The organism is Mycobacterium sp. (assembly GCF_036273375.1).
GTDB lineage: Bacteria > Actinomycetota > Actinomycetes > Mycobacteriales > Mycobacteriaceae > Mycobacterium.
This window is the reverse complement of the sequence record NZ_DASUHS010000097.1, coordinates 1-10,669: the sequence shown is the minus strand read 5'-3', so window position 1 is coordinate 10,669 and position 10,669 is coordinate 1. Positions and strand designations below refer to the sequence as shown.

General features: G+C 67.6%; 9 protein-coding genes. All 9 read right to left on the bottom strand.

The genetic code is table 11. From position 1 onward, the window contains the following. The coding region (secA, locus tag VFW69_RS09555; RefSeq protein WP_526500513.1) for a preprotein translocase subunit SecA at positions 1 to 1,794 on the bottom strand (1,794 nt) is incomplete at its 3' end. Between the two features lie 133 nt (positions 1,795 to 1,927). After that, complete coding sequence (gene hpf / locus VFW69_RS09550) at positions 1,928 to 2,596, bottom strand: ribosome hibernation-promoting factor, HPF/YfiA family (protein ID WP_526500515.1); 669 nt, start codon at positions 2,594 to 2,596, stop codon at positions 1,928 to 1,930. 335 nt (positions 2,597 to 2,931) lie between these two features. Beyond that, complete coding sequence (locus tag VFW69_RS09545; RefSeq protein WP_526500511.1) at positions 2,932 to 3,564, bottom strand: ComF family protein; 633 nt, start codon at positions 3,562 to 3,564, stop codon at positions 2,932 to 2,934. A gap of 50 nt (positions 3,565 to 3,614) precedes the next feature. Beyond that, on the bottom strand, positions 3,615 to 5,369 hold the full coding sequence (lpqB, locus tag VFW69_RS09540; RefSeq protein ID WP_526500509.1) for an MtrAB system accessory lipoprotein LpqB: 1,755 nt from the start codon (positions 5,367 to 5,369) through the stop codon (positions 3,615 to 3,617). Continuing rightward, positions 5,369 to 7,060, bottom strand: coding sequence for an MtrAB system histidine kinase MtrB (mtrB, locus tag VFW69_RS09535; protein WP_526500507.1), 1,692 nt, complete (start codon positions 7,058 to 7,060; stop codon positions 5,369 to 5,371). Before mtrB ends, lpqB begins: the two co-directional genes overlap by 1 nt. A gap of 97 nt (positions 7,061 to 7,157) precedes the next feature. After that, positions 7,158 to 7,844, bottom strand: a complete 687-nt coding sequence (gene mtrA / locus VFW69_RS09530) for a two-component system response regulator MtrA (RefSeq protein ID WP_007168097.1) — start codon at positions 7,842 to 7,844, stop codon at positions 7,158 to 7,160. Positions 7,845 to 7,924: 80 nt separating this feature from the next. Then, positions 7,925 to 8,557 (bottom strand): dTMP kinase, encoded by a 633-nt coding sequence (locus tag VFW69_RS09525; RefSeq protein ID WP_526500500.1) that lies wholly within the window; start codon positions 8,555 to 8,557, stop codon positions 7,925 to 7,927. Between the two features lie 97 nt (positions 8,558 to 8,654). Continuing rightward, positions 8,655 to 10,127: an adenosylhomocysteinase gene (gene ahcY, locus VFW69_RS09520; protein ID WP_526500498.1), complete on the bottom strand. Its 1,473-nt coding sequence runs from the start codon at positions 10,125 to 10,127 to the stop codon at positions 8,655 to 8,657. 98 nt (positions 10,128 to 10,225) lie between these two features. Beyond that, positions 10,226 to 10,669, bottom strand: a 444-nt coding sequence (gene alkX / locus VFW69_RS09515; RefSeq protein ID WP_526500496.1) for a TetR family transcriptional regulator AlkX, incomplete at its 5' end; no start/stop codon positions are given.

Genomic DNA, 10,669 nt, shown 5'->3' with positions numbered 1-10,669 from the left:
CGCAGCGACGCGCTCGCCGTTGAAGCGAATCATGAGATCGTCACCCAACGACAGGTAGAACCGCGACTCGCCTGGGTCGCCCTGGCGGCCGGATCGGCCACGCAGCTGGTTGTCGATACGGCGCGACTCGTGACGTTCGGTGCCGAGGACATAGAGGCCGCCCGCGGCGATGACTTCCTCGGCTTCCTCCGCGGCTGCCTCCTTCACCTGGGGTAGCACCTCGTGCCATGCCGCCTCGTAGTCGTCAGCGGTCTCGACGGGGTCGAGGCCCTGCTCGCGCAGCCGCTTGTCGGCCAGGAAGTCGACGTTGCCGCCGAGCACGATGTCGGTACCGCGGCCAGCCATGTTGGTGGCGACGGTGATCGCGCCGCGACGGCCCGCCTCGGCGATGATGCCCGCCTCCTGCTCGTGGTACTTGGCGTTGAGCACGTTGTGCGGAAGGCGCCGCTTGGTGAACTGCCGCGACAGGTACTCCGACCGCTCGACGCTGGTGGTGCCGATCAGCACCGGCTGGCCCTTCTCGTAGCGCTCGGTGACGTCGTCGACGACCGCGATGTACTTGGCCTCCTCGGTCTTGTAGATCAGGTCGGACTGGTCGGCGCGGATCATCGGCTTGTTGGTCGGGATGCTGACCACGCCGAGCTTGTAGATCTCGTGCAGCTCGGCCGCCTCGGTCTGGGCGGTGCCGGTCATGCCGGCCAGCTTGTCGTAGAGCCGGAAATAGTTCTGCAGCGTGATGGTGGCCAGCGTCTGGTTCTCGGCCTTGATCTCGACATGCTCCTTGGCCTCGATGGCCTGGTGCATGCCCTCGTTGTAGCGGCGGCCGTAGAGCACGCGCCCGGTGAACTCATCGACGATCAGGACCTCGCCGTCGCGCACGATGTAGTCCTTGTCGCGGTTGAACAGCTCCTTGGCCTTCAGCGCGTTGTTGAGGTAGCTGACCAGCGGCGAGTTGGCGGCCTCGTAGAGGTTGTCGATGCCGAGCTGGTCCTCGACGAACTCCACGCCCAGCTCGTGCACGCCGACGGTGCGTTTGCGCAGGTCCACCTCGTAGTGGGTGTCCTTCTCCATCAGCGGCGCCAGCCGGGCGAACTCGGAGTACCAGTTCGAGGCACCGTCGGCGGGGCCGGAGATGATCAGCGGGGTGCGGGCCTCGTCGATCAGGATGGAGTCGACCTCGTCGACGATGGCGAAGTTGTGCCCGCGCTGCACCAGGTCCTCGAGCGAATGCGCCATGTTGTCGCGCAGGTAGTCGAACCCGAACTCATTGTTGGTGCCGTAGGTGATGTCGGCGTGGTAGGCGACCCGGCGCTCATCGGGTGTCATCTGCGCGAGGATCACGCCGACGTCCAGGCCGAGGAAGCGGTGCACGCGGCCCATCCACTCGCTGTCACGTTTAGCCAGGTAGTCGTTGACGGTGACGACGTGCACGCCCTTGCCGCCGATGCCATTGAGGTAGGCCGGCAGCACCGAGGTCAGCGTCTTGCCCTCACCGGTCTTCATCTCGGCGACGTTGCCGAAGTGCAGCGCCGCCGCGCCCATCACCTGCACGTCGAAGGGCCGCTGGTCGAGCACCCGCCAGGCCGCCTCCCGCGCCACCGCGAAGGCCTCCGGCAGCAGGTCGTCGAGGCTTTCGCCGTCGGCGTGCCGCTTCTTGAACTCATCGGTCTTGGCCCGCAACTCGGCGTCGGTGAGCTTCTCGATCTCGTCGGACAAGGTGTTGACGTAGTCAGACACCCGCTTGAGACGCTTGAGCATGCGACCTTCGCCAAGGCGCAGCAACTTCGACAGCACAGCTATGTCCCCTGTTGGTAGGAGTCTTGCATTGAGCGACTCCCATGGTAGGCGACGAGCCCCCGATGGCCGCCGCAGCGGCGATCGGGGGCGCGGCACTGCCGGGCGCAGCGGGTCGCCGCCTGAGGACCCGTCAGGAGAGCCTGATCAGCCCGTAGTCGTAGCCGTGCCGTCGGTAGACCACGCAGGGGCGTTCGCTCTGCTTGTCGTGGAACAAGAAGAAGTCGTGTCCGACGAGCTCCATCTCGTAGAGCGCGTCGTCGACCGTCATCGGCGTGGCCGGGTGCTCCTTGGTCCGCACGATCCGTCCGGGCTCGTGGTCGGGCTCCACGCCGTCATGCTCGGCCGGCGGGGGCTGGGACGCGCTGCGCGGCGGGATGGGTGGCGGCACCGCGGTGGCGGCGGCCAGTGACACCGGGGTCTTGTCGCCGTAGTGCACCTTGCGGCGGTCCTTGACGCGGCGCAGCCGGTTCTCCAGCTTGTCGACCGCGGACTCGAACGCGGCGTAGAAACTATTGGCGCAGGCTTCCGCCCGGGTCACCGGGCCGCGGCCACGGGCGGTGATTTCCACGCGCTGACAGGATTTGCGCTGACGCCGGTTGGGCGCGTGCTTGAGCTCGACATCGAAAAGATAGATGGAGCGATCGAACCGCTCGAGGCGAGCGAGTTTGTGCGAGACGTACAGACGGTAATGATCGGGGATTTCTACGTTGCGGCCCTTGAACACAACGTCGGCGGTGGTTGTCGGTGGGGCTTGCTCGTCGGTGACGGGCGGTTGGTCCAGAATTTGACCGGAATCCACGGATAGCCTTGACATACGTGACAACTCGTTTCTCTTTTTCACGTCACACGCGCCCTGCGTGCCCGGCTGCTTAACGCGCCGACGAGGTGGGGAGCGGTTCGAGACTGGCTACCGCCGCAGGCTGCCCGCCGGAGCAAAAGTGTCGATTACTCACCCCCTCCCGCGGATGGGTCTCACCTGGAAAATCACGACCAGTGAGTCAGACCGATGAGTCGTTCTCGTTGTTCTCGACGTTAGCTCGTGTTCGCCTGCCGATGCCACTAATTTGGTCGAGCTGTTGCGAGTTCTTCACATCCTCTTGGCTGGTTTATGGGTTGGGCCCACCCGCGGCAGAGTCAGACCGCGGCGATCGCCAGCACCGCGGCGACCCGAACTCCGGCGGCCTGCAGGATTCTTACCGACTCGCGCGCGGTCGCTCCAGTGGTGACGATGTCGTCGACGACCATGACTTCGGTGCGCGGCGGTGGGGCGCGCAGCACCACCCGGCCGGCGACGTTGCGCTCGCGCGCGGTGGTGCCCAGGCCCACCGAGTCGCGCGTCAGCGCCTTGAGCCGCAAGGCCGGCGCCACGGTGATCTCCGGATGCCGCGCCACCGCGGCGCGCGCCAGCCGGGCCACGGGGTCACCGCCGCGCCGGCGCGCGGCCGAACGCCGGGTCGGTGCGGGCACGACGGTCAGCGGGGTCGGCACGATCCCCCACGACAGCAGCCGGTGCACCCCGATGGCCAATGCGCGCGCCAGCGGTTCGACGAGATCGGCGCGGCCCTGCTCCTTGAGCGCCAGGATCGCGTGCCGGCGTGCGTTGGCGTAGCGGCCCAGCGCGAACACCGGGACCTCCGGGTCGATGCGCGGGTTCACCACATGCGGCTGATCGGCGGTCACCGACAGCTCGAAGGCGCACGCGTCGCACCAGCGGGTCGACGGCGCCCCACAGCCGCCGCATTCAGCCGGCAGGAACAGATCCAGCATGGCGCCAGTGTGCCGGCCGGGTGTGACAGGTCCCGCGCCGCGGCGATCAGCTAGCCCGGCAGCACCGGGGCCGCCCCGGGCACCGTCAGCCCGGGCACATCCGACCAACCCTGCTGACCGTCGGCCGACGGCGAATACTGCTGCACCCCTTGCGGACCCGCGACGTAGGCCGTCGACGGGTTGGCGACCACGGTCGTCACCGGCATCTGCAGACCGTGCGGCGGCGCGTCGGAGTTCACCCCGTCGATGTTCACGTAAGACACCGGATGGCCGGCGTCGGTACGGGTCACCACGATGTCGTCACCGGTGCGCCACGACAGCGACACCACCGAATTGCCCAACCCGAAACCGAGCCGGCGCGGGAAGGTCAGGGCGTACTGTCCGGCCTGGGTCTGCTCGACGCTGGCGAGAATCACCTGGCCGCCGATCACCATCGCGGCGCGGGTGCTATCGCGGGACAGCTGCAGGTCGGTGATCGGCCCCGGGAACCGGGTGGCCACCGCCACCGAATCCACCGGAAGGCGTGCGGGTTGCCCGGAGGCCGGCTCCTGAATCGCCCGCAACACGTTGTTGCCGTCGACCACCACCCAGACCACGTCGTCCAGCGACCAGGTCGGCCGCGACAGGGTGTGCCCGTCGGCGGACTGCACCGCCTCCTGGCCGAGATCACCGATCCACAAGGACGCGGCCATGTCCGGGGCACCGCGATGCAGCGTCACCACCGACGCCACCTGCCGGCCGCTGCGCGACAGCGCCGCGCCGGTCTGGTCGCCCATGCGCCCGAACGCGCCGGCCACCATGACGGTGTGCTGGCCGTCCAGCGACACCAGTGAGCCGTTCACCAGGGCATGCAGCCCCGCGCCGGCGCCGTCGGCCGCGCCGGGATCGGTGGCCGCGACGTCGGAGGTGGTCCACCCGTCGCGGAACCGGTCGTCCAGCGGCGCGCCGTCGGCGCTGATCACATACGGTCCACGGATGTCGGCCCTGGCCAGGGTCCAAATGATCTGTGCCGCAAGCAATTGCCGGCTGTGCGGATCGGTGGTGGACAGCTTCTCGAGATCGACGCGCGCACCGCCGTAACCGCGCCCGATGCCGTTCTTGCCGCCGTCGGCCCGGGTCACCGGCCCGCGTAGCCGCAGTGGCGGGGCAAGCAGGTTGCGGACCGTGTGCGCCATCTCGGGCCGCGGCCCGGCGATCAGCTTGGAGATCAGCTCGGTGGCCAACTGGTCCTGGTCGGGCACCGCGACGTAGCGCGGGTCGGGAACCACCGTTTTGCCGGTCGGGTCGTCGAAGTACAGCGTGTTGCGCTTGTAGGTCGACTGAAACTGCTGCCAGTCCAGGAACACTCCGTTGGGCAACCGGTCGATGCGCCAACCGCCGGAGGTCTTGACCAATTCGATCGGCCCGGGGTCGGGCAGTACACCCTCGGCGGTCTCGAACACTCCCACGTCGGACAGCGAACCCAGGATATCCGCCCGCATGGTCGCCGAAACACGTTCGGCCGCACGTGTTTCGACGAACACCACATGGTCGATCAACAGCGCGCTACCGGCATCGTCCCAGGCGTTGGACGCTGACTGGGTGAGGAACTGCCGCGCAGCCAGATGCCGGTTCGCGGGATCGGCGGTGGCCTTGAAGAATTCGCGCAGCAGCACGTCGGGGTCCATGCCCGGGGTCGGCTTGGGTAGGTTCGACGGCGCCGGCCGCTCGACGGTGCCGATGGCTTGGGGCGCCGACGAGCTGGGCACCCCGGCGCAGCCGGCGAGCGCCATGGCCAGCATCAGCAGACCCAACAACCGCCGCATCACAGGGTCCTCTCGGCGTGCTCAGGCTGGCGCTGCTGGCGTTCCTTGCGCTCGGGCCCAGCGGCCTGCGGGGCGGGTTGCGTCGGCTGCGGGATTGGTTTCATAGGCAGCGGGCTGGTGGTGACCTTGTGGCCGCGAACCAGCGGCAGCGTCAGCCGGAAGCACGAGCCGTCACCCGGTTCACCCCACGCCTCCAGCCTGCCCTGGTGCAGACGCGCGTCCTCGATGCTGATCGCCAGGCCGAGCCCGGTGCCGCCAGAGCGGCGCACCCGCGAGGGGTCGGCCCGCCAGAATCGGCTGAACACCAGCTTCTCCTCACCCGGTCGCAGCCCGACCCCGTAGTCGCGGACGGTGACGGCAACCGTGTCCTCGTCGGCGGCCATCCGGATCTTGACCGGCCTGTGCTCGGCGTGGTCGATGGCATTGGCGATCAGGTTGCGCAGGATGCGCTCGACTCGGCGCGTGTCGACCTCGGCGATCACCTCTTCGGCCGGCAGATTCACCTTCAGTTCGATGCCGGCGTCTTCGGCCAGATGCCCCACGTTGCCCAGCGCGTTCTGCACGGTGGTGCGCAGGTCGACGGCCTCGACGGACAGCTCGGCGACACCCGCGTCGTGCCGGGAGATCTCGAGCAGGTCGTTGAGCAGCGACTCGAACCGGTCCAGCTCGTTGACCATCAGCTCGGTGGAGCGCGCCAGCGTCGGGTCCAGGTCGGCGCTGTGGTCATAGATCAGGTCGGCGGCCATCCGCACCGTGGTCAGCGGGGTGCGCAGCTCGTGGCTCACGTCGGATGTGAAGCGGCGCTGCAGATTACCGAACTCCTCCAGCTGGGTGATCTGGCGCGACAGGCTCTCGGCCATGTCGTTGAACGACATGGCCAGGCGCGCCATGTCGTCCTCGCCGCGCACCGGCATGCGTTCGGACAGATGGCCTTCGGCGAACCGTTCGGCGATGCGCGACGCCGATCGCACCGGCACCACCACCTGCCGCGACACCAGCAGAGCGATCCCGGCCAGCAGCACCAGCAGCACCGCGCCGCCGGTGATCATGGTGCCGCGCACCAGCTGGATGGTGGCCTGCTCGTTCTTCAGCGGGAAGATCAGGTACAGCTCCAGGTTGGCCACCTGAGACGACGCCGGCGTACCGACGATCAGCGCCGGTCCGGAGAAACCGTCGGTGTGCACGGCGGCGTACTGGTAGGACGCCTGCCCGGCCTTGACGAAGCCGCGCAGGGAATTGGGCACCTGGTCGACGGGGCCGGCCGTGGTCGCCGCGCGCGGGCCGTCGCCCGGCACCATCAGCACCGCGTCGAAGGTGCCGGCCAGCCCCGCACCCGAGGCCGGATCGGTCTTGGAGGTCAGGGTGGTACGCGCCAGCTGGAGGCTGCTGTCCAACGAACGCGCCTCTTCGCCGTTGACGATCCCGCCCACGGTGGTGCGCGCCCGCTCGATCTGCTCGATGGCGGCCTTGACCTTGACGTCGAGCACGCGATTGGTGACCTGACTGGTCAATACGAAGCCGAGCGCCAAAATAACCGCGAGGGACAGCCCCAGCGTCAGCGCCACCACCCGCAGCTGCAGCGAGCGTCGCCAGGCAATGGCCACGGCCCGACTGACCGTACCCATGCCACGAGTCATGGGGCCGGAGCGCCCCCAGCGGCTCCGAGTACGTCGCCGGGAGCCCCAGATCACCGCCGGCGCTCCCCCTCTTCACGACGTTTCACATGGTGGCTACCGGTGCTGGAGCGCCGCGCTCCAGGATCGCGGCGCTCTGCATCGTCGCCTGCGGTCACGGAGGTCCGGCCTTGTAACCCACTCCTCGAACGGTCAATACCACGGTCGGGTTCTCAGGGTCTTTCTCAACCTTGGCCCGCAGACGCTGGACGTGCACGTTCACCAGGCGGGTATCCGCCGGGTGACGATAGCCCCACACCTGTTCGAGCAGCACATCACGAGTAAACACCTGCCGCGGTTTCCGCGCCAACGCCACCAGCAAGTCGAATTCCAGCGGTGTCAGGGAGATCTGCTCGCCGTTGCGCGTGACCTTGTGCGCCGGCACATCGATCTCGACGTCGGCGATGGACAGCATCTCGGCCGGCTCGTCGTCGTTGCGCCGCAGCCGTGCCCGCACCCGGGCCACCAGTTCCTTCGGCTTGAACGGCTTCATGATGTAGTCGTCGGCACCCGACTCGAGGCCAAGGACCACGTCGACGGTGTCCGTCTTGGCGGTCAGCATCACGATCGGCACGCCGGAATCGGCGCGCAACACCCGGCACACGTCGATGCCGTTCATGCCGGGCAGCATCAGGTCCAACAACACCAAATCGGGGCGCAGTTCGCGCACCGCAGTCAGGGCCTGGGTGCCGTCACCGATGACCGCGGTGTCGAAACCCTCCCCACGAAGCACGATGGTGAGCATCTCGGCTAGCGAAGCGTCGTCATCGACGACCAAAATCCTTTGCCTCATGGAGTCCATGGTGTCACCAGATCGGGACAAAACTCGGACACCACACGGGCGTTTCTCTTTCGAAACGGCCGAATCGTGACAAACCTGTGCTAATTGGCGGCCAAATCGGCGGCCAGCCGCCCCGGATCGACGTCCGCGTCGACGCTCAGCCAGCGGCCACCCCAGCCCGCGGCCGCCAGTTCGGCGTAGACCGCGCCGGTGCGTTGCTGAAGCCCGTCGTCGCGTTCGTAGCTGTCGCGCACCCGGCCCGGATCGGACTCGGCCCGGCTGCGGGCGCGCCGCCTGGCCAGTTCGGCCGGCACAGCGAGCAGCACCTGCCAGTCGGGCGCGGGCAGCCCGAGGCGCTGATATTCCAGCGCGTGTATCCATTCGACGGCCGGCCCGGCGGCGTCCTGGTGCAGGCGGGCGGCGGTGTATGCGGCGTTGGAGGCGACGTAACGATCCATGATCACCACGTCGTGCTCGCGGCGCAGCGCATCAATGTCATCGACCGCCCCCGCACGGTCCAGCGCAAACAGCATCGCCATCGCATACACCGAGGACGCGAGGTCGCCGTGCTCGCCGTGCAGGGCCTCGGCCGCGATGTCGGCGGTCACCGATTGCCCGTAACGCGGGAAGGCCAGCATGGCGACCGACTTGCCGTCCGCCTGAAACGCCCCGCGCAGGCCCTCGGTGAGCGTTCGCTTGCCGGCGCCGTCGACCCCCTCAATAGCAATCAGCACGGCGCGAGCCTATCTGCGCCGTGCTGATCGTGAAGCTGCACTCACTCTCGACGTCGAACGTGAAGTTAATTTCACGCTCGGCAGCCGAAGCCATGCCTCAGTAGCGGTAGTGGTCGGCCTTGTAGGGGCCGTCGACGTCGACGCCGATGTACTCGGCCTGCTCCTTGGTGAGCTTGGTCAGCTCGCCGCCGAGGGCTTCGACGTGGATGCGGGCCACCTTCTCGTCGAGGTGCTTGGGCAGCCGGTAGACCTCGTTGTCGTACTCGTCGTTCTTGGTCCACAGCTCGATCTGGGCGATCACCTGGTTGGAGAAGCTGTTGCTCATCACGAAGGACGGGTGCCCCGTCGCGTTACCCAAATTCAGCAGCCGGCCCTCGGACAGCACGATGATCGACTTGCCGGTGTCGGGGAAGGTCCACAGGTCGACCTGCGGGCGGATGTTGGTCTTGGTGGCGCCGGAGCGCTCCAGCCGGGCGATCTGGATCTCGTTGTCGAAGTGACCGATGTTGCCCAGGATCGCCTTGTCCTTCATCGCCTTCATGTGCTCGAGGGTGATGATGTCCTTGTTGCCGGTGGTGGTGATGATGATGTCGGCCTCGCCGATCACGTCCTCCACCCGCTTGACGTCGAAGCCCTCCATCAGCGCCTGCAGGGCGTTGATCGGGTCGATCTCGGTGACGGTCACCCGCGCGCCCTGGCCGGCCACCGACTCGGCGGAACCCTTACCGACGTCGCCGTAACCGCAGACCAGCACCTTCTTGCCGCCGATCAGCACGTCGGTGCCGCGGTTGATGCCGTCGATCAGCGAGTGCCGGCAGCCGTACTTGTTGTCGAACTTGCTCTTGGTGACCGAGTCGTTGACGTTGATCGCCGGGAACGCCAGGTCGCCGGCGGCGGCGAACTGGTAGAGACGCAGCACGCCGGTGGTGGTCTCCTCGGAGACGCCCTTGATCGACGCGGCGATCTTGGACCACTTGTCCTTATCGGTCTCGAAGCGCTCGCGCAGCAGGTTCAGGAACACCCGGTGCTCGGTCGAGTCGTCTTCCTCGTCCGGCGGCACCACGCCGGCCTTCTCGTACTGCGCACCACGCAGCACCAGCATGGTGGCGTCGCCGCCGTCGTCCAGGATCATGTTGGCCGGCTCGTCGGGCCAGGTCAGCACCTGCTCGGCCGCCCACCAGTACTCCTCGAGCGTCTCACCCTTCCACGCGTACACCGGAACGCCCTTGGGCTCCTCCGGGGTGCCATGCGGGCCGACGACCACCGCGGCGGCGGCGTGGTCCTGGGTGGAGAAGATGTTGCAGGACGCCCAGCGCACCTCGGCGCCCAGCGCGACGAGGGTCTCGATCAGCACCGCGGTCTGCACGGTCATGTGCAGCGAACCCGAGATGCGCGCCCCCTTGAGCGGCTGCACGTCGTGGTACTCGCGGCGCAGCGACATCAGACCCGGCATCTCCTGTTCGGAGAGCTCGATGTCCCGGCGACCGTAATCCGCCAACGACAGATCGGCGACCTTGAAATCGATGCCGTTTCGAACGTCGGGGGTGAGTGCGTTTTCGGTCGTCGTCATAACGTGTTCTTCCTTTTTCGGCTCGCTCGGATTTAAGCGGTAATTAGCTTAGGTATGTTCTTGGGCCACTGTAGTCGCGGGTCGGCGGGCCTTGCGGGTCAGGGAACGTTGATGACGCCGTGACGCTCCGCGAACGGAGTCATCATCCGGGCCAGGTCGGACGCCACGTCGTGGTCCGCCTCGGGCGGCATCGACACGTAGCTGAGTGCCAGCCGCACGATGGCGCGCGCCAGCACCCCGGCGTCCTCGTCACTGGTGGCCACCCAGCTGTGGGTGAGTGCCGTGGTCAGCCGTTCGGAGGCGCGGTTGATGATGGGCGCGCTGTCGGTGGTGATGATCTGCAGCAGGTCGGGCTTGGCCACCCCGGTGAGCAGCGAGATCACCAGTGGGTCCGCCGACAGCTCGGTGAAGAGGTCGCGGAAGCCCTGCAGGAACGCCTCGTATATGTTGCCGACGTTGGTTTGCAGCGCGGCGTTGACGGCGTCGACCAGCCGATCGGCCAGCCGCAGACCGTACCCCTGCGCCAGGCCCTGTCGGGAGCC

Coding starts and splice junctions, on each gene's coding strand:
- ahcY (WP_526500498.1), bottom strand. CDS start 10,127: ATGACGACGACCGAAAACGCACTCACCCCCGACGTTCGAAACGGCATC.
- mtrA (WP_007168097.1), bottom strand. CDS start 7,844: ATGGACTCCATGAGGCAAAGGATTTTGGTCGTCGATGACGACGCTTCG.
- VFW69_RS09545 (WP_526500511.1), bottom strand. CDS start 3,564: ATGCTGGATCTGTTCCTGCCGGCTGAATGCGGCGGCTGTGGGGCGCCG.
- lpqB (WP_526500509.1), bottom strand. CDS start 5,369: ATGCGGCGGTTGTTGGGTCTGCTGATGCTGGCCATGGCGCTCGCCGGC.